Annotated in this window: 26 protein-coding genes and 1 pseudogene; 23 read left to right on the plus strand and 4 right to left on the minus strand. The window is 73.1% G+C overall.

From position 1 onward, the window contains the following. Window positions 1-53: 53 nt before the first annotated feature. Entirely contained in the window at window positions 54-971 is a 918-nt protein-coding gene (locus FIV44_RS15395; protein ID WP_219996023.1) for an HNH endonuclease, read from the minus strand. Between the two features lie 256 nt (window positions 972-1,227). Between FIV44_RS15395 and FIV44_RS15400 the strand changes: the two genes are divergently transcribed. The 7 genes from FIV44_RS15400 (at window position 1,228) to FIV44_RS15430 (ending at window position 5,850) form a co-directional block, all read left to right on the plus strand. Beyond that, window positions 1,228-1,779 carry an RNA polymerase sigma factor gene (locus tag FIV44_RS15400; protein ID WP_141005197.1) on the plus strand — a complete coding sequence of 184 codons (552 nt, stop codon included), beginning with the start codon at window positions 1,228-1,230 and terminating at the stop codon, window positions 1,777-1,779. Window positions 1,780-1,781: 2 nt separating this feature from the next. Continuing rightward, window positions 1,782-2,591: a zf-HC2 domain-containing protein gene (locus FIV44_RS15405; protein WP_246087035.1), complete on the plus strand. Its 810-nt coding sequence runs from the start codon at window positions 1,782-1,784 to the stop codon at window positions 2,589-2,591. Beyond that, window positions 2,588-3,451: an ATP-binding cassette domain-containing protein gene (locus tag FIV44_RS15410; RefSeq protein ID WP_141005199.1), complete on the plus strand. Its 864-nt coding sequence runs from the start codon at window positions 2,588-2,590 to the stop codon at window positions 3,449-3,451. The genes FIV44_RS15405 and FIV44_RS15410 overlap by 4 nt, the downstream gene beginning before the upstream one ends. Next, on the plus strand, window positions 3,448-4,347 hold the full coding sequence (locus FIV44_RS15415; protein ID WP_141005200.1) for a hypothetical protein: 900 nt from the start codon (window positions 3,448-3,450) through the stop codon (window positions 4,345-4,347). The genes FIV44_RS15410 and FIV44_RS15415 overlap by 4 nt, the downstream gene beginning before the upstream one ends. Window positions 4,348-4,349: 2 nt before the next feature. Next, window positions 4,350-4,964 (plus strand): hypothetical protein, encoded by a 615-nt coding sequence (locus tag FIV44_RS15420; protein WP_141005201.1) that lies wholly within the window; start codon window positions 4,350-4,352, stop codon window positions 4,962-4,964. Between the two features lie 46 nt (window positions 4,965-5,010). After that, window positions 5,011-5,499 (plus strand): hypothetical protein, encoded by a 489-nt coding sequence (locus FIV44_RS15425; RefSeq protein WP_141005202.1) that lies wholly within the window; start codon window positions 5,011-5,013, stop codon window positions 5,497-5,499. 129 nt (window positions 5,500-5,628) lie between these two features. Continuing rightward, window positions 5,629-5,850: a hypothetical protein gene (locus FIV44_RS15430; protein ID WP_141005203.1), complete on the plus strand. Its 222-nt coding sequence runs from the start codon at window positions 5,629-5,631 to the stop codon at window positions 5,848-5,850. Here the strand turns inward: FIV44_RS15430 and FIV44_RS15435 are convergent. Then, the gene (locus FIV44_RS15435) at window positions 5,804-6,466 is read right to left on the minus strand and encodes an SRPBCC family protein (protein ID WP_141005204.1); all 663 of its coding nucleotides are present in this window, start codon (window positions 6,464-6,466) and stop codon (window positions 5,804-5,806) included. The genes FIV44_RS15430 and FIV44_RS15435 overlap by 47 nt on opposite strands. A 176-nt stretch (window positions 6,467-6,642) precedes the next feature. Here FIV44_RS15435 and FIV44_RS15440 point away from each other — a divergent pair, with 176 nt between their 5' ends. The 8 genes from FIV44_RS15440 to FIV44_RS15475 all read left to right on the plus strand — a co-directional run bounded on the left by FIV44_RS15440 (window position 6,643) and on the right by FIV44_RS15475 (window position 14,027). After that, the gene (locus FIV44_RS15440; protein WP_141007906.1) at window positions 6,643-7,359 is read left to right on the plus strand and encodes a DUF2306 domain-containing protein; all 717 of its coding nucleotides are present in this window, start codon (window positions 6,643-6,645) and stop codon (window positions 7,357-7,359) included. A gap of 7 nt (window positions 7,360-7,366) precedes the next feature. After that, window positions 7,367-8,494 carry a sensor histidine kinase gene (locus tag FIV44_RS15445; RefSeq protein WP_141005205.1) on the plus strand — a complete coding sequence of 376 codons (1,128 nt, stop codon included), beginning with the start codon at window positions 7,367-7,369 and terminating at the stop codon, window positions 8,492-8,494. Further along, entirely contained in the window at window positions 8,491-9,162 is a 672-nt protein-coding gene (locus FIV44_RS15450) for a response regulator (protein WP_141005206.1), read from the plus strand. Before FIV44_RS15445 ends, FIV44_RS15450 begins: the two co-directional genes overlap by 4 nt. Before the next feature lie 176 nt (window positions 9,163-9,338). Further along, window positions 9,339-10,964: an alpha/beta hydrolase gene (locus FIV44_RS15455; RefSeq protein ID WP_219996025.1), complete on the plus strand. Its 1,626-nt coding sequence runs from the start codon at window positions 9,339-9,341 to the stop codon at window positions 10,962-10,964. A gap of 185 nt (window positions 10,965-11,149) precedes the next feature. After that, window positions 11,150-11,395 carry a hypothetical protein gene (locus FIV44_RS15460; protein WP_141005207.1) on the plus strand — a complete coding sequence of 82 codons (246 nt, stop codon included), beginning with the start codon at window positions 11,150-11,152 and terminating at the stop codon, window positions 11,393-11,395. After that, a complete protein-coding gene (locus FIV44_RS15465) occupies window positions 11,377-12,021 on the plus strand; it encodes an ABC transporter ATP-binding protein (RefSeq protein ID WP_141005208.1) in 645 nt (214 codons plus the stop codon). The genes FIV44_RS15460 and FIV44_RS15465 overlap by 19 nt, the downstream gene beginning before the upstream one ends. Then, complete coding sequence (locus tag FIV44_RS15470) at window positions 12,018-12,902, plus strand: ABC transporter permease (RefSeq protein ID WP_141005209.1); 885 nt, start codon at window positions 12,018-12,020, stop codon at window positions 12,900-12,902. The genes FIV44_RS15465 and FIV44_RS15470 overlap by 4 nt, the downstream gene beginning before the upstream one ends. Window positions 12,903-12,992: 90 nt before the next feature. After that, complete coding sequence (locus tag FIV44_RS15475; protein WP_141005210.1) at window positions 12,993-14,027, plus strand: ABC transporter substrate-binding protein; 1,035 nt, start codon at window positions 12,993-12,995, stop codon at window positions 14,025-14,027. Between the two features lie 480 nt (window positions 14,028-14,507). On the opposite strand, the gene FIV44_RS15480 is transcribed toward FIV44_RS15475, so the two are convergent. Further along, window positions 14,508-14,807: a hypothetical protein gene (locus FIV44_RS15480; RefSeq protein WP_141005211.1), complete on the minus strand. Its 300-nt coding sequence runs from the start codon at window positions 14,805-14,807 to the stop codon at window positions 14,508-14,510. Here FIV44_RS15480 and FIV44_RS34080 point away from each other — a divergent pair. From FIV44_RS34080 to FIV44_RS15510, 6 genes and pseudogenes are all read left to right on the plus strand, one after another. Continuing rightward, a pseudogene (locus tag FIV44_RS34080) lies at window positions 14,764-15,206 on the plus strand (thiolase C-terminal domain-containing protein). The gene FIV44_RS15480 and the pseudogene FIV44_RS34080 sit on opposite strands and share 44 nt — an antisense overlap. Beyond that, entirely contained in the window at window positions 15,206-15,622 is a 417-nt protein-coding gene (locus FIV44_RS15490; protein WP_141005213.1) for a Zn-ribbon domain-containing OB-fold protein, read from the plus strand. Before FIV44_RS34080 ends, FIV44_RS15490 begins: the two are co-directional and overlap by 1 nt. Beyond that, window positions 15,622-16,524 (plus strand): LLM class flavin-dependent oxidoreductase, encoded by a 903-nt coding sequence (locus FIV44_RS15495; protein ID WP_141005214.1) that lies wholly within the window; start codon window positions 15,622-15,624, stop codon window positions 16,522-16,524. The genes FIV44_RS15490 and FIV44_RS15495 overlap by 1 nt, the downstream gene beginning before the upstream one ends. Then, entirely contained in the window at window positions 16,514-17,155 is a 642-nt protein-coding gene (locus tag FIV44_RS15500) for a TetR/AcrR family transcriptional regulator (RefSeq protein WP_141005215.1), read from the plus strand. Before FIV44_RS15495 ends, FIV44_RS15500 begins: the two co-directional genes overlap by 11 nt. After that, a complete protein-coding gene (locus FIV44_RS15505; protein WP_141005216.1) occupies window positions 17,142-17,537 on the plus strand; it encodes a Zn-ribbon domain-containing OB-fold protein in 396 nt (131 codons plus the stop codon). The genes FIV44_RS15500 and FIV44_RS15505 overlap by 14 nt, the downstream gene beginning before the upstream one ends. After that, a complete protein-coding gene (locus FIV44_RS15510) occupies window positions 17,534-18,688 on the plus strand; it encodes a thiolase family protein (RefSeq protein WP_141005217.1) in 1,155 nt (384 codons plus the stop codon). Before FIV44_RS15505 ends, FIV44_RS15510 begins: the two co-directional genes overlap by 4 nt. 17 nt (window positions 18,689-18,705) lie before the next feature. On the opposite strand, the gene FIV44_RS15515 is transcribed toward FIV44_RS15510, so the two are convergent. Beyond that, window positions 18,706-20,061 (minus strand): IS110 family RNA-guided transposase, encoded by a 1,356-nt coding sequence (locus tag FIV44_RS15515; protein ID WP_219996026.1) that lies wholly within the window; start codon window positions 20,059-20,061, stop codon window positions 18,706-18,708. Between the two features lie 275 nt (window positions 20,062-20,336). Here FIV44_RS15515 and FIV44_RS15525 point away from each other — a divergent pair, with 275 nt between their 5' ends. Continuing rightward, complete coding sequence (locus FIV44_RS15525; RefSeq protein WP_246086459.1) at window positions 20,337-21,572, plus strand: acyl-CoA dehydrogenase family protein; 1,236 nt, start codon at window positions 20,337-20,339, stop codon at window positions 21,570-21,572. Continuing rightward, window positions 21,569-22,558, plus strand: coding sequence for a phosphotransferase family protein (locus FIV44_RS15530; protein WP_141005218.1), 990 nt, complete (start codon window positions 21,569-21,571; stop codon window positions 22,556-22,558). Before FIV44_RS15525 ends, FIV44_RS15530 begins: the two co-directional genes overlap by 4 nt. Window positions 22,559-22,606: the final 48 nt, after the last annotated feature.

A 22,606-nucleotide genomic window follows, 5' to 3' on the forward strand; every position in this document is an offset into this window, starting at 1 on the left:
GTTAGGGGTTCGAGCCCCCTAGGCTCTACGAAGATGCAGCGCGCCGTAGGCGCTCAGCTGGCATCGAGGAACGTCTGGTAGCGGGCTTCGAGCAGCAGCCTGTCAGGGCGTTGCGTTCGGCGTTCCGGCAGCACCATCAGCTGTTTGCCGTGGAACTCCTGGATGCCGTGACGCAGCATCGGCCCGTCGACCTCGTGGAGGACCTCGGCGTTGATCCGTACCTCGTAGTCGGGGGTGATGCCGAGGATCCGCTTGTCGTAGGCGGCGTGGTGCATCTTGCAGAGGGTGAGGCCGTTGGTGACGACGGGTCGTCCTCCGGCTCCGTCTTCTTGGATGTGCGCGGCGTCGAGCAGGTCGCTGTGCCGGAAGGAGCAGACGGCGCACGAGGTTCGGTAGGCCCGCAGGACAGCGGCTCGGAACGGGCGTTGGTGGAGGCGGAGCTTGGTGAGTTGCTGTCGGTACGACGGGTCGAGCTCGAGCTCGACGGACGGCCAGACGATGTCGGGCTGCGGCACTGCGTCGATGTCGACCACGAACTGCAGGTCGGCCTGCTCCTCGCCGACGAGGTAGATCGGGTAGAGCGCGCTGTATCCACCACCTTGGACACCCAGCCACCAGATCAGCGGCAGTCGCTCCAGCATGGCTTCGCGGAGGGCTCGGTTCTCGAAGTGGTTCGGGTCGCTGCCGCGCATCTTGTAGCGGTAGAACCCGTCGGTGCCGACGTTGTCGTCGTACGGTCGGTCGCTGCCTTCGGGCCGGTAGACGGTGCGGAACGACAACGCAGCGGTGAGCTGTCCTGGCTTCCAGATCCCTTGCTGGGTGGGCATCAGCCGGATGGTCTCACCGGCCAGGGCGAGGCCGCTGGTGTCGGCCTGGGTGAAGGTCTCCTTGCCGGCGGCACGTTGCCGGTCGAGCCACGCGAATGCGGCGTGTCTGACCGCCAGCTCGCGCAGCCGCTCCTCGGGAGTCACGACCGGATCATCTCAGGGCCTCTCGAGTGGCGGCCGCTCTTGGAGGTTTCCAATCGAATCCCCGGCACTGCGGTCCCGCTTCGTGTTCCCTTCCGAAGGGGAGAGGGAGGCGGCGCGAGACGTGATCAAGCTGCTCGAGGAATACCGCTCGAAGATCACCACCGCGCGGTCGTAGCCCGGCACGCAGCCCTAGGCGCCACGACGACTCTCCGCGAGAATGTGATCCGTTCGCATCGTCGACCGCGACAGAGACGTCATGCAGCACTACTCGGACGTCGAGCTTCTCGCCCTGGTGGGGCGAGGGGAGGAGGCTGCGCTCCGGGAGCTGGTGGAGCGGCATTCCGGGTGGCTGCTGTTGCGGCTCCGGCGGCGGTCGCCGGATGAGGAGCTGGCCCATGACGCGCTGCACGACACGTTCGTGGCGGTGTGGCGGAACCCGGGGTCGTTCCGGGGCGAGGGGGACCTGGGGGCGTGGCTGTGGGGGATCGCGATCCGGCAGCTGATCAGCCGGCTGCGCAAGAAGGCGCCGCCGGTGCCGGCGAGCAGCGAGGTGATCGCGGCGCGGAGCCCGCTCGTGGCCAGTGCCGAGGACGAGCTGCTCGTCGCGGTGGCGCACGGCGGGGTCGGCGATGCCCTCAAGGCGCTGTCACCCGAGCTGGTGCGGGTGCTGCAGGCGACGGTGATCGACGGCCTCACGACCAAGGAGGCCGCGCAATTGCTCGGGATCCCGCAGGGCACGGTCAAGAGCCGGGCGCGGATCGCGAAGGCCCGGCTGCGGGAGCAGCTGGTGCTCCAGGAGGGGTGGTGAGGATGACGGCCGAGTGGCATGTCGAGCCCGAGACCTGGACGGCGTACGTCGCCGGGCGGCTCGGGCCCGCGACCGAGGCGAGCGTGGAGGCGCATGTCGTCGGGTGCGCCGAGTGCCGGGCCACGGCGCGCGGCATGGTCGACACGTCGTCGGTCTGGGCCGGGGTGCAGGCGACGATCGGCCGGCCGCAGCCGGCCCGGCCGCTGCGCCTCCTGCGGCGCCTCGGGGTGCCCGAGGACGAGCTGGTCCTGCTCGGTGCGGGCGACGGCGTCATGGTGCCGTGGATCGTGGCGGTGGCCTCGGCGGTGACCTGTGCGCTGGTGGCCGGCTTGGCGCCGTGGCGTCCGGACGCGGTCTTCCTGGCGCTGGCGCCGCTGATCCCGGCGCTGGCCGTGGTCAGCGCGTTCGACGCGACGGAGTCGCTGCGGGAGGTGAGCATCCCGACGCCGTACTCGAAGCTGCGGCTCGCACTCCTGCGGACGACGGCGGCCCTGGCCGTCGCGGTGCCGGTGACCCTGATGATCGGCCTGGTCGTGCCCGGCCTCAGCTCGATGACGTTCGCGTGGCTGCTGCCGGCGCTCGGGCTGACGACCGCGGCGCTGGTGCTGCTGACCTGGCTCGCCCCGGCGCCGGTGGGCGGCGCGCTCGCCCTCGGATGGATCACCCTGGCCGCGTCGCTGGGCGTCTCGGACCGGGAGCAGCTGCTGACCGGGCCGGTGGCGCAGGCGTCGTACGTCGTGGCCGCCGCGCTGCTGGCGGCCGTGTTCGCCACACGGGCGACCACGCTGCGGCCGAGGGGGAGCGAGCGATGAGCACGGCCAGCCTCGACGGCGTGTCGAAGACGTACGGGCGGACCGTCGCCCTGCAGCCGACGACCGTGTCCCTCCAGCCCGGCGTGGTGGGCCTGCTCGGGCCCAACGGCGCCGGCAAGACCACCATGCTGCGGCTGCTGTCGAGCGCGCTCCCGCCGAGCAGCGGGCGGATCGTCGTGGCGGGGCACGAGGTGACCGCCGGCCACGCCGAGCGGATCGAGGCCCGACGGCGGATCGGCTACCTCCCCCAGGAGGTCGTGTTCCCGCGCGGCATGACGGCGCTCGGCTTCCTCGACTACATCGCCGTGCTCAAGGAGTGGAAGGACGCCGCCGCCCGGCACACCGAGATCCGGCGGGTCCTCGAGCTCGTGCACCTCGGCGACTCCGGCACGCGGAAGGTGGCCCGGCTCTCGGGCGGCCAGCGCCGCCGGCTCGCGATCGCCCAGGCCCTCATCGGCTCCCCCGAGCTGCTCATCCTCGACGAGCCCACGACCGGGCTCGACCCGGAGCAGCGCGCCTCCCTGCGCGGCCTGCTCGGCGGCCTCCCCGGCACCGTGCTGCTGTCGACCCACCAGACCGAGGACGTCTCGGCCCTGTGCGACCGGGTCCTGGTCATCGACGACGGCCTGATCCGCTTCGACGGCTCCGTGCCGGACCTGCTCGCCACCGCGGCCGGCCGGGTGCACCTCGGCCCCACCGGCAGCGCCGGTGCGGTCCAGACCTGGAAGACGGGGACCGGGCTGATCCGCTCCGTCGGGGGACACCCCGCTCCCGACTCCTCCGTCACCGACCCCTCGGTCGAGGACGCCTACCTGCTGCTCCGCGCGGAGCGGCCCCGCGAGCAAGGAGTCATCCCATGACCGGCACCCTCACCCGCTCCGCCCTCGGCCAGCTCGCCCGGCAGGAGATCGCCAACTACGCCAGGAGCAAGCTGTTCTGGTTCGGGACCCTGCTGACCGCGGTCGTGGCCGTGCTGGGCGTCCTCGGGAGGTCCGACGTGCGGGGCCGGACGGCGCTCGACGGGCTCGCTCCCGGGCTCACCCTCGGCGTGCTGGGCATCGTCGTGATGGCGGGGCTCGTCCGCCGCTCCGACCGTGCCGCGGAGGCGGCGGGCGCGGTCGCCGTACCCGAGCGGACGCGCACCCTGGCGCTGGCGGCCGCGACGGTGGTGCCGTTGACCGTCGCGCTCGGGTGGTGGGCGGCGGCGGCCTACGGCTATCTCGCCTACGACCGCTCGGCGGACTCCACGTTCGAGGCGACCCCGGACGCGCTGGTGCTGGGCGTGCTGTTCGCCCAGGGTGTCGTCGCGGCGGTCGGCGGCCCGCTGTTGGGCCTCGTGCTGGCGCGCTGGCTGCCCCAGCGCTGGACGCCGCCGATCGCGGCGGTCGCGGTCGTCGTCGTGAGCCTGTTCATGAACGGCGACCAGGCGTGGACCACCTCGTGGCGCGAGGTCTGGCTGTGGACGCACTTCCACGGCCCGATCGGCACCGCCGTCGGATCCGCCCCGGGCGACGACCCGATGCGCTGGGGTGTGCTCACCGGATCCGTCTTCTGGTACGTCGGCTACCTGCTCGCGCTCTGCGCGCTCGGCGTCCTGTTCGCGGTGTTCCACGACCGCGAGCAGGATCGGACCCGGCTCACCCGCGCCGGCCTCGGCGTGCTCGGGGCGGCGGTCCTGCTCTGCGTGCTGGCCGTCACCGGCGGCGAGCCCGACATCGTCTACAACCCGCTGCCCTCGCCCGAAGCCACCGGCTGACCATGCGGCGGTACGCCGGCAGCGCGGTCCCGTGGGGCACGGTCGCGCTGGTGGCCGCGGTCGTCGTGGGCCTGATGGAGCTGGTGGCCCGGCACCCGGTCACGATGTGGATCCTCGAGCCCGCCTCGGTCGGCCTGCTCGCCGCCGCGGCGGCCTGCTGCTTCGACGAGCGCGCCGGCGCCGTCGTCGACCCGGCGCCCCGCTCGCTCGCCTGGCGCACCCTCGCCCGCACCAGCGGCCTGGTCCCCCTGGCCGCCGCCTGGACCTGGGCCGTCGTGCGCGGCTGGGACAGCCTCTTCGGCCGCCCCTGGGAGGTCGCGACCCAGGGGTACGTCGCCCTCCTCCTCGGCGCCACCTGGTCGGTCGTGCTGCGCGGACTCGGCACACCCAGCCCGGGCGCCCGCATCGCACCCGCCGTCGTACCCCTGGCCGTGTGCTGGCCGGTCGCCGGCTGGCTGCAGCGGCGGGTGCCCGTCTTCCCGCACTCCCCGAGCGACGCCTTCGGCGACTGGGACCTCAGCCACGCGGGCTGGCAGGCGGCGGGTCTCGTCGCCGTCGTACTCCTCGTGCTGAGCCTCGCCGAGGCCCGCTGGTGGATGATCCGCAGGACGCGCTGAACACGACAGGGAGGGCACAGATCCCACCCTGCACAAGGAGCCCGTCATGAACCGTCCCACCATCGCCGCCCTCGCGATCGCCCTCGCCGGCCTCACCCCCGTCCTCGCCGCCTGCGGCAGCGACGAGCCCGCCGCCGACGCCGCGGCGAAGGCGACCCCGTCCGCCGCCTTCCCGGTCATCTCCGAGGACGAGTTCCAGACCCGGGGCGGCGCGCTCTGCGAGGCCAACGCCGAGGCCATCGCCTCGAGGTTCATGGCCCTGAGCCAGCCGCCGACCGAGGACGAGATGGCGGCCGCCTTCGACAACCTGGTCGCCGAGTCGTACCAGATCTCCGACGACTTCGCGAAGCTCGGTGCCCCCGCGGAGCGCCAGGACGTCCTGGCCCGGGTCATCGAGGCCAACGACCGGATCACCGCGGCGGTCGAGGCCGCCGGAGTCGAGGCGTTCTTCGCCGACGAGGGCGAGGCGTACGCCGAGCTCGAGCCGCTGCTCGAGGAGCTGGGCATCCCGGCCTGCATCGCCGACGAGGGTTAGGCCCTCGCCTACGAGGTCCGGTGCTGGCCCGACGGCGACGTCCCGGACCGCGCCGCGGCTCCCGAGCCGCCGACGCTGCTGCCGCTCGCACCCGCCGACGCGCGGGCGCTCCTGGACCGCGTCGCCGAGGTGCCCCGCCACACCTGGGGCCGCGACGCGCTGGGGGTGGGCGACATGTGGAACTCCAACTCCCTGGTCGCCTGGCTCCTGCAGACCACCGGGATCGACGCGGCGGCCCTGGCGCCGCCCGGCGACGGTGCCGCGCCGGGCTGGGCGGCCGGCATCGCGGCCGCCCGCGGGACGCTCAGCCCGCCGTCCGGTCGTCGGTCCCGTCGTCGGCCGTCCGCGTGACCAGGGTCCGCAGCCGCGACATCATCCGCCAGGTCATGACCGCGCTGACGACGCTCGTCGCCTCGATCATCAGCCGGGTCGGGCGGCTGCGGGTCTCGTAGCGCTCACGCAGGTGCAGCCGGGTCGCCCGGGCCCGCCCCTGGTGGACCGGCGCGAGGTGGAAGGTCCAGGTGGTGGCGAAGTCCATCTCCCCGGGCGCGTCACCGCCCTGCGAGGTCACGACCAGGCAGCGGCCGGGATCGACCTCGGCGACGCGCAGGGCGATGTCGGGGTGCAGCCGGAAGGGGTCGCCGACCGCGACGTCCTGCCACTCGAGATGGACTCGGGTGGCGCCCACGATCCGGCAGCCGGCGAGGTTCTCGAGGGTCTCGAAGGAGTAGAAGCCGGCCCGGTCCTGCCCCAGCTGGGCGATCCACGGCCACACCGCCTCCGGGGGCGCGGGGAGCGTGCAGGCACGGTCGTTCTGGACCTGCGCCTGCGGCAGCAGCTCGTCGCCGGGCAGCGTCGCCTGCGCCTCGGCGGCGGAGGCGCCCAGGCGCCGCCGTGCCCGGGCGGCCGCGCCGGCTCCCGTGGCCGCGGCGGCGAGGAGTACGACGGCGGTGCGTCGTGCGGACATCGGGCCACCTCCCTCTCGTCGGTGCCTCGATCCTCGCGAGTCGCGGCGCCCGGGTGGAGGGGCGAAGGTCCCGCGGCGCACGGGCACTGCGGCGGTCCGTACCCGCCCCGGGGTACGACGAGAGCCCCACCGCGGGGACGACCCGGACCCCGGACCCGCGCGATGGTCGTGCGGTGATGCCGACGACCGAGCCCGTCTCGCCGACCTCCCCCGACAGTCCCGACTCCTCCGGCGCTGCCACCCGCCCGGCCCACGGCCGGCGCTGGTGGTGGTGGTTCGCCCTGACCTCGGTCGCGATCACGGTGCTCGCCGTCGGCCCGTACCTCACGGCGTCGCTGGCCGAGCTCTCCGTCGACGACCACGGCGTCGCGAGCAACTACGTCGACCGGCCGGCGCCGTTCCGGGTCGCGCTCTACCTCCACGCGTCCTTCGCCGGCGTGGCGCTGCTGCTCTCGCCGCTGCAGTTCGCGACCCGGTTGCGGCGTCGGCGCCCCCGGATCCACCGCGCGGTCGGGCGGATGGTGCTGGCGGCGATCCTGGTCTCCGGGCTGGCGGGGCTGGTGCTGTCGTTCGTCAACGAGGCCGGGCCGATCGGCGTCGTCGGCTTCGGGGGACTGGCGCTCGCCTGGCTCGCGTGCGCGGGCGCGGCGTACCGCACCGCCCGGCGCCGCGACCTCGCCGCCCATCGGCGCTGGGCGATCCGGACGTTCGCGCTGACCTACGCCGGCGTGACGCTGCGGCTGCAGACCATCCTCCTCGTCACCCTCCAGGTGGCGCTGGGCGGGGACGCGGACCTCGCCTTCGACCGGGCGTACTACGTCGTGACGCTGTCGAGCTGGGTGCCGAACCTGCTCGTCGCCGAGTGGTACCTGCGCCGCGGCCGCGGCAGGTGATTCACTCGTGCGCGTGCTAGGACGCCTGCTGCCGCTGCTCGCGGCCGGCTACGCGGCGATCGCGCTGACCGACCTGCTCGGCGGCACGGGTCGTCCCGCCGCCGAGGTGACGGTCGGGGTGGTGGGCACGCTGGTGCTGAGCGCCAGCATGGTGCTCGCGCCGCGGGCTCCGCTCGCCGCGCTGCTGGTCGCCGGCGGCGCGGTGGTGGTCGAGTCGGCGGTCCATGCCGACGTCGCCATCTCGCCGGCCGCGACCCTGGTCAGCATCGTCGTGGTCGGCCGGCTGGCCGACCGGCGGCGAGCCGCGGCCGGCCTGCTGGTGGCGATCGCCAGCGTGCTGGCCTACTACGCCTTCAGCCCGCCGAGCTCGCCCGCCGAGCTGGTGTCGACCCTCGTCGCCTACACCGCGTTCTGGGCGCTGGCCTACGCCTGGGCCCGGCGCGACGAGGAAGCCGAGCGGGCCCGCCGGGCCGACCGCGCGCTGCTGCTGGCCGAGCTGCGGACCCAGATGGCGCGCGACCTGCACGACATCATCGGGCACACCCTCAACGTGGTCGTCGTGCACGCCGGGGCCGCCCGGCTCTCGCTCGACGGCGCCCCCGCGGTCAGCCGGGACCTGCTGCTGCAGATCGAGCACGTCGGCCGCGAGGCGATGGCCGACCTCGACGACGCGGTCGCCACGCTGCGCGATCCCGCGGCCGGCACCGACCGGCCGCTGCGGCCGACGACGGCGGGCCTCGCGGACCTGCCCGCGCTGGTGGAGCGCTTCGCCGCCTCGGGCGTCCGGGCCTCGCTCGTCGTCGACCCCGCGCTGCTCACGCCGGACGGCGCGCCGTCGTACGCCGTCGCCCGCGAGGCCTACCGGATCGTCCAGGAGTCGCTGACCAACGCGCTCAAGCACGCCGCGCCCTGCCGGGCGCAGGTCGAGGTCAGCACGAGCGGCGACCACGTCGTGGTCACGGTGCGTGACGACGGCGCCGGGCCGCCGGAGCACTGGCTCCCCGGCCGCGGGCTCGGGGGCATCCGGGAGCGCGCCACCCGCGTCGGCGGTACGGCGCGGCTCGGCCCGGTCGGCGCCGGCGCTCCCGGCTTCCGGGTGGAGGCCCGGCTGCCGCTCGATCGGCAGCCGGCATGACGGTCCGGGTGCTGGTGGCCGACGACGACGCCCTGCTGCGGGCCGGGCTCGCGGTGGTGGTGGGGACCGACCCGGGGCTCGAGCTCGTCGGGGAGGCGGCCGACGGCCTCGACGCCGTACGGACGGCGGGCGAGGTGGCGCCCGACGTCGTCCTGATGGATGTGCGGATGCCCGGCGTCGACGGGATCGAGGCGACCCGCCGGATCCTGGCGCTGGGCGGCGGGACGCGGGTCCTGGTGCTGACGACCTTCCCCGACGACGAGTACGTCGCCGCGGCGCTGCGGGCCGGCGCGTCCGGGTTCCTGCTCAAGCGGGTGGCCCCCGAGCGGCTGCTCGAGGCCGTCCACACCGTCGCCCGGGGGGAGGCGCTGCTCGACCCCGCGGTCACCCGCGCCGTGGTGGAGCGGTCGATCCATGCCGAGCCGGCGCACGCCGACGCGTCCGCGCGGGGCCCGCTGGCCGCGCTGACCGAGCGCGAGCTCGAGGTCTTCGCGCTGGTCGGCGAGGGCCGGTCGAACCGGGAGATCGCGGTCGCCCTGACCCTCGCCGAGTCGACGGTCCAGACCCACGTCAAGCGGATCCTCGCCAAGCTCGGCGCCCGCGATCGCGCCCAGGCCGTCGCGATCGCGTTCCGCAGCGGGCTGGTCGATCCCCGGTCGCCGAGGTGAGCTGAGCCGATCGGCTCCCTCGGGCGCGCGGGCGCCGTCGTACCGAATCTTGCGGCGACGCCCGGAGCCCACGGGAGATCCTCCTGCGCGTCGGGGTGGACGTGCGACCGTCTGAGGAGGCAGGGTCGTGGGTACGCCGGAGAACACCGGACGTACCCATCTCGGAAGGTTGTGAAGTGAAGAGAGCACTGACGATCGTGGCGTCGGTAGCGACGGCAACGGCGCTGCTGGTGCCCAGTGGGAGCGGAAGCGCGGCGCCATCGGCCCCGCAGGCCAGCGAGAAGGCCCCTTCGTACACCCCGCCGGCGCCCGTCTGGGGCGCCTGCACCAACCAGCGGTTGGTCGACGCGGGGGCGGAGTGCGCCATGCTCGAGGTCCCGCTCGACTACGACAAGCCCAAGGGCAAGAAGATCCAGATCGCGGTCAGCCGGGTGCTCCACACGGACCCCGACTACAAGGGCATGATCGCGGTCAACCCGGGCGGCCCCGGCGGCTCCGGCCTGATCTACTCCATCCTGGGCCCGGCCATCCCCAACGGCGTGGGCGCGAAGTACGACTGGTACGGCTTCGACCCGCGCGGTGTCGGCAGCAGCACCCCGTCGCTGAGCTGCAACCCCAACTACCCGGGGGCGGGCTACGACCGGCCCAACTACGTGCCCAAGAAGAAGAAGGACCTCAAGTGGTGGCAGCGGACCACCAAGAAGTACGCCAAGGCGTGCTCGAAGTCCGACGCCAAGCGGCTGCTCAAGCACATGCACACCACGGACGTCGCCCAGGACCTCGACAGCCTGCGCAAGGCCGTGGGGCAGCCGAAGCTGAACTACTACGGCTTCTCCTACGGCACCTACCTCGGTCAGGTCTACGCCACGATGTTCCCGAAGAAGGTCGGCCGGTTCGTCTGGGACGGCGTCCTCAACGCGAAGAACGCCTTCTACCAGGCCAATATCGACCAGAACATCCAGTTCGACAAGAACAGCAAGGTCTACTTCAAGTGGCTGGCCAAGAACGACGCGACCTTCGGGCTCGGCACCAAGGGCAAGAAGATCCGCAAGGGCTACTACAAGCTGCTCAAGCAGCTCGACAAGCAGCCCGCCGCCGAGGGGAAGCTCGGGCCGGACGAGCTCAACGACGTCCTGCTCAGCGCCGCCTACTACGTCTACGACTGGGCGGAGATCGGCGCGGCGTACGCCAAGCTGGTCACGACCGGTGACGGCGCCGACCTGATCGCCATGTACGACGAGCCGGGCGACGACAACGGCTTCGCCGTCTACAACGGCGTGCAGTGCACCGACGCGAAGTGGCCCGGCTGGAAGCAGACCGAGGCCGACACCCGGCGCGTGCACAAGAAGCACCCGTTCCTGGCGTGGAACAACACCTGGTACAACGCGCCCTGCCTGAACTGGCCGGCCACGTCGCGCGACGCGTTCGAGGTCAGCGGCAAGAAGGTGAAGTCGCGGATCCTGATGGTCGCCGAGACCAGGGACGCCGCCACGGTGTTCTCCGGCGCGGTGGCCACCCGCAAGGCGTTCCCGACCTCGTTCCTCATCGAGGGCAAGGGCGGTACGACGCACTCCGGCTCGCTGTCCGGTGTCGAGTGCACCGACAACCTGATCGCGAGCTACCTCGACACCGGTGTGCTGCCGAAGCGCAAGAAGAACAAGCGCAGCGACCTCAAGTGCGACCCGGTCCCGCAGCCCGCGGCGGCGGCCCCCGCGCGCGGCACCGGTCCGCTCACGGTCGACGACCGGATGCCGGCGTACCTGAGGAAGGCGCTGATCGAGGCGCAGTCGACGGGGCGCTGACCCGGTGGCGAGATCACGGGGGTGATCCCACCCCGGAGCGGGCGTCGGCGTTCTCGCCGGCGCCCGCTCCGTCGTTGCGGGCTGGTGGGTCATCGGGGGGTGACGGGTGATGCCCGTCACGCAATTTGGACGTCCTGGCCAGTAATGCTTGACACCGTGTCTAACTCGGGCCAAGATCCTGTGCCATGAGTCACATCAGCGGCGTTCGGGCCAGCGCGGCCCGCGACACGTCGGCGTCGAGCCATGAGACGGTTTCGGGCGGTGTCGGCGTCGAAATCTCCGCTGTGGCGCACTCGTTCGTGAGTGATGACCGGGTCGTCGATGCGTTGGTCGACATCGATCTCGCCATCGGCGCCGGGGAGTTCGTCTCGCTGGTCGGCCCTCGGGCTGCGGCAAGACCACGCTGCTCAACATGGTGGCGGGCCTCGTGACGCCGACCGAGGGACAGGTCAGGATCGGTGGCAAGGTCGTCACCGAGCCCAGCCGCGACACCGCCTACATGCTGGCGCGAGACGCGCTGTTCCCGTGGCGCAGCGCGCTCGAGAACGTCATGCTCGGCCTCGAGGTCCGCGGCGTGCCGCGCGCGGAGCGCCGGGCCGTCGCCCAGGAGTGGATGCAGCGGGTGCACCTCGGTGGCTTCGAGCGTGCCCGGGTCACCGAGCTCTCCCAGGGGATGCGACAGCGCGTCGCCATCGCGCGCACGCTGGCCGGGTCGCCGCGCTGCATCCTGATGGACGAGCCGTTCGCCGCCCTCGACGCCCAGACCCGGCTCCTGATCCAGCAGGAGTTCCTCGGCCTGTGGGCCCGCTCGGGTGCCACGGTCGTCTTCGTCACCCACGACCTCCAGGAGGCCGTCGCGCTGAGCGATCGCGTGGTGCTCATGGGCAGCCGGCCCGGCCGGATCGCCAAGGAGGTCGACATCGACCTGCCGCGCCCGCGGAACATGACCGAGATCCAGGCCGACCCCGAGTGGCAACGCGTCTACCTGGAGCTGCAGGACGCCCTCAAGGAGGAGACCGCGGCGATGCGCGCCGAACGCGAGGAGGCAACGGCATGAGCGACACCCGCACGACCGCCGAGCCGCCGACGGTGCCCGGCCCCGCCCGCACCGGCGGCACCGAGGACCGCTCGGCCGTTCACCAACGGCTGATCCGAGCCCGCCGGGCCCGTCGGATCCGGACCATCGGCACCATGTGGGCGATGCGGGTTGGGGTCGTGGTGCTCCTGCTCGGCGTCTGGGAGGCGGCCCACGCCTTCGAGTGGATGAACCCCGTCTTCATCAGCGATCCCCGCAGCGTCGCCGAGAGCCTGGTCGACATGATCCGGTCCGGCGACCTCTGGGCCGACGGCTGGGCGACCCTCAAGGCCGCGATGCTCGGCCTGCTGATCGGTGGCAGCGGCGGCATCATCGGCGGCCTGGTGCTCGCCGAGTTCCCGACCTTCCGCGAGGCGGTCCGGCCCATCGTCACGCTCGCCAACGCGCTGCCCCGCCCGGCCCTGGCGCCGATCTTCCTGGTCTGGTTCGGCCTCGGCATCGGCTCCAAGGTCGCCGTGGCCGTCAGCATCGTGTTCTTCCTGCTGCTCATCAACACGCTGGCCGGCGTCGACGGCGTGGACAGCGACCGGGCGATGCTGTCGCGGACCCTGCGGATGTCGCGCCTGCAGCGGTTCCGCCTGCTGCAGCTGCCGACGGCCGGCCCGTCGATCATCGCCGGCCTGCGCCTCGGCGCCGTCTACTCGGTGCTCGGCGCCGTGGTCGCCGAGATGGTCGCCTCGACCGACGGCCTGGGCCTGCGCCTCGTCCGGGCCGCGAACTCCTTCGACATCGCCGGCTCCTTCGCCATCCTCTTCGTCCTGGCCCTGCTCGCCTACGCCCTCGACTGGGTGATCGGGCAGGTGGAGCGCCGCCTCTCGTGGCAGGTCCGCGCCGCCGACTGACCCCATCCCGACCATCCGGTCACCAGCCCGACGCCAGAACTCGGGACCGCTGGCACGTCTGCCACCTGGCAGAGAACAGGAGGAACTGTCATGTCCACCACCATCCGCAAGGTCGCTGCCGCCCTCGCGGCCGCCACCTTGGCGCTCGGGCTCGCTGCGTGCGGTTCCGAGTCGACCGACGGCCAGAAGACCGAGGACGGCCTGACCAAGCTGACGCTGCAGAAGTACGAGGGCGCGCTGCTCTACACCAGCGACATCATCGCCCAGGAGCAGGGCTTCTACGAGGACAACGGCCTGGAGGTCAGCTTCGTCAACCCCGGCGACGGCGCGACCTCGATGCAGCTGCTCGCCAACGGCGACACCAGCGGCGTCATCGGCGACATCAGCGGCGGCCTGGCCGCGCACAGCAAGGGCCAGCCGATCGTCGCCGTCGGCAGCGTCATCAACAAGAACCTCTTCCAGATCTCGGCCTCGAAGGAGCTCCTCTCGGTCGAGGGCGACTGGAAGGCGAAGATGACCGCGCTCAAGGGCCGCACGATCGCCGTGCCCGGCATCGGTGGCAGCGCCAGCCTGACGATGACCGGACTGCTCGAGTCAGCCGGCCTGGACCCCGAGAAGGACGTCACCATCGTCTCGGTCACCACCATCCCGGCGGCGGTGTCCCAGCTCGAGCAGGGCACGATCGACGCCTTCATCTACATCCCTCCGGCGGCGAACGTGATCGAGAACGCCGGCGCCGGCGGTCTCTACCTCGACATCGCCAACGACGGACCCGAGGAGTTCCAGAGCGCGCTGATCGCGATGCTGGCCAACCAGAAGTGGGCCGAGGAGAACCCCGACTCCGTCGAGGCGTGGGTGCAGTCCCAGCAGGACGCGATCGACTGGATGCGGGACCCGGCCAACCGTGAGGCGGTCATCGACGTGATCGCGTCGAACACCACCAGCGACGACCGCGACCTCGCCGGCCAGCTCCTCGACTACCTGGTCGACACGGCGTACTCCGCGACGCCCGACGGACTCCCGGTCGACGAGGAGATCCTGCAGCAGCAGATCGACACCCAGGTCAAGGGCGGGGTCGTCGCCGACGGCACGTTGAGCGCCGACGACATGCTGGTCGAGCGCTGAGCGAGCTGACTCCACCATGACCTCCCCACCGCAGCTCGCCGTCGCCGGCATCGGGACGACCGGGTACCGCCGCGAGCAGGACGGCGTCCAGGGCGCTCTCGCGGCCCGGGCCGTCCGTGCTGCGCTGGCCGACGCCGGGCTGGGGCCGGGCGACGTCGACGGCCTCGTCACCGAGGGCGCGGTCATGCCGCGGCACCTGCCGGCCGACCTGCTGGCTGCCGCCTGCGGGATCGAGCCGCGGTGGAGCGTCCAGTGGCTGGTGGCGGCGGCCGGCACGGTCGCCGCCCCCGCACTGGCCGCGCAGGCGATCGCCGCCGGGGAGGCGAGCACCGTGGTGGTCGTGCAGGCGATGGGCCGGGCCAGCGCGACGGCGAGCGACGACCCGTACCGCTACCACGCCGAGGACCCGGTGAAGGCGGCGTACGAGATGCCGATGGGGTGGTACGGCCAGGCGGCCTACTTCGCCGCGATGGCTCAGCGCTACGCCCACGAGCTCGGGCCGGTCGAGGACGGTCTGGCCGCGATCGCGCTGCAGGCCCGGGCCCACGCGGCGCTGACGCCCGGCGCGCAGCGGCCCGACGCCCTCGACCGGGCCGGGTACGACGCGGCGCGGACGGTGGCCGAGCCGCTGCGGGTGCCGGACTGCGCGTTGATCTCGGAGGGAGCGACGGCGTACGTCCTCACGACCCTCGAGCGGGCCCGCGACCTGCGCCAGCCGCCGGTCGCGGTCGCGGGCGTGGGCGTCTCGCCGGCGACCGCGACGCAGAGCACCTGGTTCACGCAGCGAGCCGACCTGCTGTCGACCGGGGCCGCGGCGAGCAGTCGCGCGGCCTTCCGGCAGGCCGGCATCACGGCGGCCGACGCCGACGTCGTCGAGCTCTACGACTGCTTCTCGATCACGCCGCTGCTGCAGCTGGAGGAGATGGGCTTCTGCGCTCGGGCGAGGCGCCCGCGGCCGTGGCCGACGGCCGCTTCGGGCGCGACGGAGGTCAGCCGCTCAACACGCACGGAGGCCTGCTGGCCTACGGGTTCTGCCTCGGCATCGGGCACGTCACCGAGGCGGTGGCCCAGCTGCGCGGCGAGCGCGGCGCCGGACAGGTGCCCGGCGCGCGTACCGCCGTCGTCGGCGGCCTCGGCGTCCCGTACCACGCGACCCTGGTCCTCACGGGAGGTGCCTGATGACGGCCGAGCCGACCTTCGGCCTGCCGGACTGCGCTCCGCCCGACGCCGAGCACGACCCGTTCTGGAGGTCGCTGTCGGACGGCCGACTGACGCTGCCGTTCTGCCGCGACTGCGGCCGGGCCCGGTGGTACCTCCTGCCGACGTGCCAGCAGTGCGGCAGCGAGGCGTCGGCCCTCTGGCGCGACCTGCCGGGGACCGGCGCGCTGTACTCCTGGACCCGGCTGCCCCGTCCCTTCGTGCCGGCCGACGGCCCGGTCGTCGTGGGCCTGGTCGAGTGCGACGGCGCCCCCGGCGTACGCCTGGTCGCCCCGCTGGCGGTCACCGTCCCGCGGATCGGGATGCGGCTGGTCCTGCGGCCGGTGCGCCGCGACCCCCACACGCTGCCTGTCTTCGAGAGCGAGAGGAGCCGCTGATGGTCCAGGTCGGAGTGCTCTACCAGGGCATCGCTGGAATGCGGCCGAGCGCCGCCGGACGCTGGGTCGAGGAGCTCGGCTACGACTCGGTCTGGGTCGGCGACCACGTGCTGTTCTACGTGGACGGCCTGACGACCGCGATGGCGCTGGGCTCGGGGACCGAGCGGATCACGGTGGGCAACGCGATCCTGCTGGTGCCGTTGCGCGACCCTGCCCTGCTGGCTCGCGCGCTGGTCTCGATCCAGTCCGAGATGCCCGGCCGCTACGTCCTCGGCGCCGGCGCGGGCGGCGACGTACCGGCCGAGTTCGAGGTCACCGGCAGGTCGCTCGCCGGCCGTGGGCGCCGGATGGAGGAGACGCTGGCGAATGTCCGCGAGGCGTTCGCCGGCACCATCCTCGGCGAGGAGTTCGACGCGGCCGGGACCACCTGCCCGCCGTTCTGGTTCGGCGGCCGCACACCCCGCGCGGCGGCCCGCGCCGCCACGATCGGGGACGGCTTCATCCCCTATCTCGTCACGCCGGCGCACTACGCCGACCTGCTCGAGCAGGTCGGCAGCGCCCGCGCGGCGGGGCCCCGGGCCGAGCGTCCCTGGACCCGCGGCCTCGACGTCATGGTGTCCGTCGGCACGACGGGCGAGCAGGCCTGGCGGGACGCCGAGGCGTACCGGGCCTACGGCCTGGACGACGACCAGCTGCGCCGGCACACCGTCCTCGGCACCCTCGACGACGTCGCGGCGGGTCTGCGCCGGTTCGTCGAGGTCGGCGCCGAGCATCTCATCCTGCACGTCACCGCACCCGCGGACCGCAAGACCGAGCAGATCGAGCTGCTCGCCTCGATCCTCGACACCATCCGCCAGCCCGGCCGCGCGCCGGACCAGGAGGGGAACAACGATGAGCACTGAACTGCCCAGCAACCCGGTCACCTCGCGCCTGGGCTCGGGGACCCGCGCGTTCCGCACGGTCCGGCAGCTCGCGGAGGCGGCCGTGGAGGTGTTCGAGGAGTCCGGCTTCCATCTCGCCCAGGTGGGCGACATCGCCGAGCGGGCGGGCGTGTCCCGCGCGACCTTCTACAACTACTTCGCGTCCAAGGAGGAGCTGCTGCGCTACCTGGTCCTCGAGGCGTTCCCCGCCCTGCTCGCCACCCGGGAGACCACCGACGAGACGCCCTGGCAGCGGGTCAGGTCCAGCACCGACGCCTACCTGCGTGCCTACGAGCAGCACGCCACGCTGATGCACGTGTGGAGCGAGGCCGCCGCCCGCAACGACGAGATGGCCGGCCTGCTGCGCGACATGCGCGGGCCGTTCCTCGCCCGCACCGAGCGCAGCATCCGGCGGCTCCAGGAGCAGGGGCTCGCATCGAGCGCGCTCGACGCGACGTACGCCGCCCACGCGCTGACCGGCATGGTCAGCAACTTCGCCTACACCTGGTTCGTCGAGGGCGTCGCCTACGAGCGGGACCGCGCGGTCGAGACGCTGACCACGCTGTGGGCCTGCTCCCTCGGCATCGAGAAGGAGCCCGATGACCTCCCCTGACCTCGACCTCGAGCCGGGCATCGACCCGGACGCGTGGCGCGGGCGCCGGTGTCGCCGGTGCGCGACCGTCGCCTACGGCGCCGCCGGGACCTGCCCGCGCTGCCTGGCCGACGACGCCGAGGTGCTGGAGCTGTCCCTCGCGGGGGTGGTCTGGACGACCACGGTCCAGCGCTTCGCCCCGAAGTCGCCGCCCTACGTCCCCCCGGCCGACGGGTTCCGGCCCTTCGCGGTCGTGTACGTCGAGCTGCCCGAGGGCCTCCGCGTCGAGGGCGTCGTCCCGCCGTCGGCGGGCGGGGAGCGCCGGGTCGCGATCGGCGACCGGGTGCGCCTGGTCGCGACCGGGCCGGTGCCCACCTTCGAGCCCGAGGAGCGATCGCGATGAGCGAGGACGTCTACATCGTCGGCGTCGGCCTGTCGGACTTCAGCCGGAACGCCGCGTTCAGCGCCAGGGCGCGGGCGCTGAGCGCCATCGGCGACGCCCTCGGCGACGCCGGCGTCGGCTGGGCCGAGGTGGGCATGGCCTACGGCGGCAGCGACGCCGCCGGCCTCGCCGACACGCTCGTCTCGGATCTGGGCCTGACGGGCGTGGCCTTCACCAACGTGCGCAACGGGTGCGCGACCGGCGGCAGCGCGCTGACGTCGGCGATGCTCGCCGTGCGCTCGGGCGCCGCCTCCGTCGCGCTGGCCGTCGGCTTCGACGAGCACCCGCCGGGCGCGTTCGCACCGGAGCCCCAGGAGTGGGGCCTGCCGGAGGCGTACGGCGCCGCGGGCCTGATGGTGACCACCCAGTTCTTCGGCGCGAAGATCGCGCGCTACCTGCACGACTTCGACATCTCCCGCGACGCGCTCGCGGCGGTGGCCGAGAAGGCGTACCGCAACGGTGCGCTCAACCCGCGCGCGTGGCGCCGGGAGCCGCGCACGGCCGCGGAGATCCTCGCGGCGCCGATGGTCAACGACCCGCTGACCAAGCTGATGTTCTGCACGCCCGGCCAGGGCGGGGCGGCCGTCGTGGTCGCCGACCGGGCGACCGCCGCTCGGCTGGGCGGCCCGTCGGTCCGGATCCGCTCGGTCGCCGTCCGCACCCGCCCGTTCGGCTCCTTCGAGGTGTTCGCGCCGTGGGTCCCCGGTGGGGAGCTGACGTCGGTGACCCGCGACGCGTCGCGGGCGGCGTTCGAGGCCGCCGGCGTCGGGGCTGCCGACATCGACGTCGTCCAGGTCCAGGACACCGAGAGCGGCGCCGAGATCATGCACCTCGCGGAGTGCGGCTTCTGCGACGACGGCGAGCAGGAGCGCCTGTTGGCCGACGGCGACACCGAGATCTCCGGCCGGCTGCCGGTGAACACCGACGGTGGCTGCCTCGCGAACGGCGAGCCGATCGGCGCATCGGGTCTGCGCCAGGTGATCGAGGTGGTCGAGCAGCTGCGCGGCCGGTGCGGCGACCGGCAGGTGCCGGGCGAGCCGCGACTGGGCTTCACCCACGTCTACGGCGCTCCGGGCGTCAGCGCGTGCACCGTGCTGGAGGCGGTCCGATGAGTAGCCCTGTGTCAACGTCAGGCCGCGAGAACGGCTTGGAGCGCGTTGTGTTGGTCGGGCTGGTAGGTGGTGCCGTCTTGCCAGCAGCGCCAGATGACGCCGAGCCAGGCGCGGGCCAGGATGCGGGTGGCGTGGGGATGGTCCTTGCCGCGTGCGATGGCGTCGTTGTAGATCTTCGCGGCCCAGGGGTTGGCTCTGCGGGAGTCGCCGGCGAAGTCGCAGACCGCGTCGCGGAGTTCCTTGTTGACCGCCCACCGGTAGGTGACGGCCTTGTGCTTGCCGGACTGGCGGGTCGAGGGCGCGACGCCGGCCAGGCAGGCCAGGGACGCGGCGTCGGGGAATCGGCTGCGGACGTCGCCGATTTCGGCGAGCAGTCGGGCGGCGCGAACGGTGCCGCTGCGGGGCAGGGAGCAGAAGATGTGGGCGTCGGCGTGCAGGGCGAGTTGTTCGGCGATCTGGGCTTCGAGGGTCGCGATCTGCTCGACGATCTCGGTCAGGACGCTCAGCATGGCGCGGGTGACGTGGGCGCGGGCCGCGCCGTCGGGACCGACCGGTCCGCGGGGCGCATTCTGCAGGTGCGCGAACAGGTCGGCGGGGTCCTTGCGGCCGCAGTAGCCGACACTGCCAAGCCAGGCAGCCAGTCGCTTCACGCTGAGCCAGTCGGCTCGCTCCTGGCAGTCGAAGCGGGCCAGGAACTTCAGGCTGATCTGGGAGTCCAAGTCACTGAAGAGCCCGACCGCGCCGGGGAACGCGGCCTGCAGGTGCGCGCGGAGCTGGTTGCACAGCGCGACGCGGTGCTTGACCAGTTCGCGGCGGGCGCGGACGGTGGCGCGCAGGGTCTTGGTGGCCTCGCTGTTGTGGGTGAGCGGGCGGAGCCGGGTCCGGTCGGTGCGCAGGGTGTCGGCCAGGACGTAGGCGTCGAACCGGTCGTCCTTGTTCCCGGCCGAGCCGTAGCGGCTGCGCAGGTTCTTGAGCCGGTTCGGGCTGATCACGACCACGGTCATGTCCGCCTCGAGCAGGGCGTCGACGACCGGTCCGTCGCCGCGCTCGATGGCGACCTCGCCCACGCCGTGCTGGCCCAGGAACTTCACCAGGGCGCGGAGTCCGGGGCTGGTGTGATCGACGCTCTTGCGGGCGATCTCGAGGCCACGGTCGTTGACGATGCTGACCGCGTGGTCCTCGCTGGCCCAGTCCACACCGGCGGTGACACTGTTGACGGGCTCCTCAGGCAGCTCCTCAGGCAGCTCCTCAGGCAGCTCCTCAGGCAGCTCCCCAGGCAGCTCCCCAGGCAGCTCCCCAGGCAGCTCCTCAGGCAGCTGGTCGGGCAGTTTCCTACCTGTGGTGTTGTTCGGGGTGGTGCTGGCAGACTTCACGTCAGCCTCCTCGCTGCTAGACCCAGTGGGGAGGCACCCTCTTTTCGGTGCCGGGACGCATCTGTCAGTCAGCTCACTGATCGGCGCTCCCAGCCAGCCACGGGGTCGGCCTTGGCGCTCAGCCCTGTCGACGATCACGGCGTCCCGAGTGACCGCCGGGCCCTGCAGAACTCATCGTGGACCTCACTGGGTCGAGCGAGCAGGGCAGTGACCCGACGGCACCTGGGGTGCATCAGCGGCCCATCCAGGACCACCGACGCGAGGAAGGTAGTCCAGTGAGCGAGCCCGGACACGAGGAGTTCCTGGCCCGGGCCCGGGCCTGGCTGGCCGACGTCGCGCCACCGCGACCGGGGCTGGACCCGATGCTGTCCCGGCCCGAGGCGATCTTCGAGTCGTGGACCGAGGCGGAGGAGCGCGAGATCACGGCCCGCGGACGCGCCTACGAGGCTCGCAAGCACGACGCCGGATGGGGGGCGCTGACCTGGCCGTCGGAGTACGGCGGCAGCGCCCTGCCCTACGCGTACGAGCTGCTGTTCCGCGGGCTCGAGGCCGAGTTCGACCTGCCGCGACGTACCGAGCTGTTCGCGGTCACCCAGCAGCTCATCGCTCCTACCGTCGAGCAGTGGGGCACTCCCGAGCAGCGCCGCGACCTGGTCGTGGCGCTGCTGCGCACCGACCTGCTGGCCTGTCAGCTCTTCTCGGAGCCAGGAGCGGGGTCGGACCTGGCGTCGGTGCGCACGGCCGCGGTCCGCGACGGCGCGGGATGGGTGCTGCGCGGCCAGAAGGTGTGGACCTCCGGTGCCCGCGTCGCCGACCTCGGCGTCGCGCTGTGCCGCACCGATCCCGAGGCGCCGAAGCACGCGGGGCTGACCATGTTCGTGGTGCCGATGGACGCGCCCGGCCTGGAGGTCCGCCCGATCCGGCAGATGACCGGCGGGCACTCCTTCAACGAGGTCTTCCTCGACGACGTCCGTCTCGGCGACGACGCCCGGCTCGGCCCGGTGGGCGCGGGATGGAAGGTCGCGTTGACGGTCCTGGCGTCCGAGCGGCTCGACAGCGGGAGCCTGGGCCTCGACAACGCGGACCACGCGATCGCCCTGGCCCTGCGCCTCCTCGCCGACGGGGCCGACGGGGCCGACGGGGCCGACGGGGCCGACGGCGCCGACGGCGCCGACGGCTTCGAGGACGAGGCGGCGGACCTGATCGCGCAGGCCTACGTGCAGCGGCTGGTGGGCATGCAGGTCGCCGCCGCGCTGGTGTCCGGCGCGACACCCGGCCCGGAGGCGTCGCTGGGCAAGCTGCTGGCGACCGACACGATGCGCCGTACCACCCGGCTGGTGCGGGCCGCCGCCGGCTCGCGCCTGCGCTCGGACGCCGATGCCGAGGCCTGGCGCTGGCACGAGCACCTGCTCGGCGCCCCGGGCTACCGGATCGCCGGCGGCACCGACGAGATCCAGCACAACATCATCGCCGAGCGCGTCCTGGGCCTGCCCAGGGAGGTGCGCGGATGAGCGTCACCGCCCGCGCCGAGGCCGACGCCCGGCTGCACGCCCACCTGACGTCGGCGGCCGCGGAGGCGTTCCCCGACGCCCCCGTCGGCGACCTGGAGACGATGGTCGGAGGCCACTCCGGACGTACCTTCCGCGTCGCCGTGGGGGAGCGCGACCTGGTGGTGAAGGCGGCCCAGCCGGGCCGGCGCGCCGTCGGGCGCCACGACATGCTGCGCCAGGCCACGATCCTGCGCGCCCTGGCAGGCACGGGAGTCCCGGTGCCCGAGGTCGTCCTGCTCGGCACGGACGCCGATCCGTGGTTCGCGATGGAGCTGCTCCCGGGCGAGGCGATCGAGCCGGTCCTCGACAGGCCGACCCCGCCCGCGCCGCTCGCGGTGGAGCGGATGCACCGCGCCCTCGACCTGGCCGTCGGGCTGCACGCCCTGGATCCGCGCGCCCTCGGCCTCGACGAGGCGCCGCTGGGCCCCGGCGCGGAGCTGGAGCGCTGGTCGCGCACCTTCGCCGTCGTGCCGCCCGAGCTGGTCCCGTCCGGTCCGGTGCTGCTGAGGTCGCTCGAGCGGCGGGTCCCGGACGGGATCGCCCCCACGCTGGTGCACGGAGACTTCCGCCTCGGCAACCTGCTGTGCCAGGGCCCGGAGCCGACCGGCCTCATCGACTGGGAGATCTGGAGCATCGGCGACCCGCGCGTCGAGATCGGCTGGTTCGCCCTCTTCGGGGACGGAGCGAACTTCCCCGGCGTCGGCACCGTCGTCCCCGGTCTGCCGTCGCCGGCGGCGCTGGTCGCCGACTACGCCGAGCGCACCGGCCGCGGCGCGGACCTGTCCTGGTTCGAGGCGCTGGGCGCCTTCAAGATGGCCACGATCATGGCCCACAATCTGGTCCGGCACCGCGAGGGACGCCACGACGACCCCGACCAGGAGCTCCTGCCGGACACCATCGCCCACCTGATCCAGGTCGGGCGCCACCATCTCGAGTCACGCCCCTGATCGGAGCAGCCCGTGGACTTCGCCTACTCCCCCGAGCGCAGCGGATCA

This window comes from Nocardioides humi, assembly GCF_006494775.1.
In the GTDB taxonomy this organism is placed as follows: domain Bacteria; phylum Actinomycetota; class Actinomycetes; order Propionibacteriales; family Nocardioidaceae; genus Nocardioides; species Nocardioides humi.

Coding starts and splice junctions, on each gene's coding strand:
- FIV44_RS15435 (WP_141005204.1), bottom strand. CDS start 6,466: ATGTCCGCACGACGCACCGCCGTCGTACTCCTCGCCGCCGCGGCCACG.
- FIV44_RS15450 (WP_141005206.1), top strand. CDS start 8,491: ATGACGGTCCGGGTGCTGGTGGCCGACGACGACGCCCTGCTGCGGGCC.
- FIV44_RS15420 (WP_141005201.1), top strand. CDS start 4,350: ATGCGGCGGTACGCCGGCAGCGCGGTCCCGTGGGGCACGGTCGCGCTG.
- FIV44_RS15500 (WP_141005215.1), top strand. CDS start 16,514: ATGAGCACTGAACTGCCCAGCAACCCGGTCACCTCGCGCCTGGGCTCG.
- FIV44_RS15415 (WP_141005200.1), top strand. CDS start 3,448: ATGACCGGCACCCTCACCCGCTCCGCCCTCGGCCAGCTCGCCCGGCAG.
- FIV44_RS15470 (WP_141005209.1), top strand. CDS start 12,018: ATGAGCGACACCCGCACGACCGCCGAGCCGCCGACGGTGCCCGGCCCC.
- FIV44_RS15530 (WP_141005218.1), top strand. CDS start 21,569: ATGAGCGTCACCGCCCGCGCCGAGGCCGACGCCCGGCTGCACGCCCAC.
- FIV44_RS15440 (WP_141007906.1), top strand. CDS start 6,643: ATGCCGACGACCGAGCCCGTCTCGCCGACCTCCCCCGACAGTCCCGAC.
- FIV44_RS15410 (WP_141005199.1), top strand. CDS start 2,588: ATGAGCACGGCCAGCCTCGACGGCGTGTCGAAGACGTACGGGCGGACC.
- FIV44_RS15495 (WP_141005214.1), top strand. CDS start 15,622: ATGGTCCAGGTCGGAGTGCTCTACCAGGGCATCGCTGGAATGCGGCCG.
- FIV44_RS15460 (WP_141005207.1), top strand. CDS start 11,150: ATGAGTCACATCAGCGGCGTTCGGGCCAGCGCGGCCCGCGACACGTCG.
- FIV44_RS15505 (WP_141005216.1), top strand. CDS start 17,142: ATGACCTCCCCTGACCTCGACCTCGAGCCGGGCATCGACCCGGACGCG.
- FIV44_RS15510 (WP_141005217.1), top strand. CDS start 17,534: ATGAGCGAGGACGTCTACATCGTCGGCGTCGGCCTGTCGGACTTCAGC.
- FIV44_RS15400 (WP_141005197.1), top strand. CDS start 1,228: ATGCAGCACTACTCGGACGTCGAGCTTCTCGCCCTGGTGGGGCGAGGG.
- FIV44_RS15475 (WP_141005210.1), top strand. CDS start 12,993: ATGTCCACCACCATCCGCAAGGTCGCTGCCGCCCTCGCGGCCGCCACC.
- FIV44_RS15425 (WP_141005202.1), top strand. CDS start 5,011: ATGAACCGTCCCACCATCGCCGCCCTCGCGATCGCCCTCGCCGGCCTC.
- FIV44_RS15405 (WP_246087035.1), top strand. CDS start 1,782: ATGACGGCCGAGTGGCATGTCGAGCCCGAGACCTGGACGGCGTACGTC.
- FIV44_RS15465 (WP_141005208.1), top strand. CDS start 11,377: ATGGTGGCGGGCCTCGTGACGCCGACCGAGGGACAGGTCAGGATCGGT.
- FIV44_RS15490 (WP_141005213.1), top strand. CDS start 15,206: ATGACGGCCGAGCCGACCTTCGGCCTGCCGGACTGCGCTCCGCCCGAC.